This window comes from Noviherbaspirillum sp. ST9, from assembly GCF_048799745.1.
Classification (GTDB): Bacteria; Pseudomonadota; Gammaproteobacteria; order Burkholderiales; family Burkholderiaceae_D; genus Noviherbaspirillum.
Genome location: NZ_JBLWFR010000125.1, coordinates 1 through 620 on the forward strand (window position 1 = coordinate 1; position 620 = coordinate 620).

Genomic DNA, 620 nt, shown 5'->3' on the forward strand with positions numbered 1-620 from the left:
ATCGGCTCCCTGCCACCCGGAACAGAAACCGTGGAGATCTCAGGGAAAAGATATTATCGTATAAATGATACTTACTACGAAAAAACGGTGTCTGAGAATGGCCAGGAAAGTTATATACAGGTAGGCAAGAAGAATTAAGATGAAGTTTAAAACCGCCGGTTGGCGCTGTTACATGTCCATAGCGTTTATTTTATGTCTGAGCCCATCATTTGTCTATTCCCAGTATGTGTTCCCTTCGCTCGACAGCTTATGGGCATATGCCGACCGGCGGAATATTACGATTCTTTCTTCGCGAACTGAAATAGCGGTAAACGGCGAGGCTTTGAAGCAAACAAAAGCGCGCCTGCAGCCAACGCTGACCCTCAACGGAAATTTTACCGATAACATCAAAATACAGCCTACGTTGATTCCCGCAAATCTCTTCGACAAGTCTGCTCCAGAGGGGACCTTTATAGAGGAGGAGTTCGGCAAGCGTTATAACTACAATACGAGTATTGTGGCACAGCTAAACCTGGTGAATACGCAAGACTGGTTTGCTATCAGGACGGCAAAATACAACAAGGAGATTGCAGGGCTGAATCTTTCTAAAACGAGGAAAGAGGTATATGAACAGGTTGCCC

General features: G+C 45.5%; 2 protein-coding genes. Both read left to right on the plus strand.

Annotated features, from left to right (window positions below):
• Positions 1 to 9: 9 nt before the first annotated feature.
• Positions 10 to 138: a hypothetical protein gene (locus tag ACNOHI_RS25115; protein WP_420477453.1), complete on the plus strand. Its 129-nt coding sequence runs from the start codon at positions 10 to 12 to the stop codon at positions 136 to 138.
• Between the two features lies 1 nt (position 139).
• Positions 140 to 620: TolC family protein (locus tag ACNOHI_RS25120; RefSeq protein WP_420477452.1), on the plus strand; the 481-nt coding region annotated here is incomplete at its 3' end.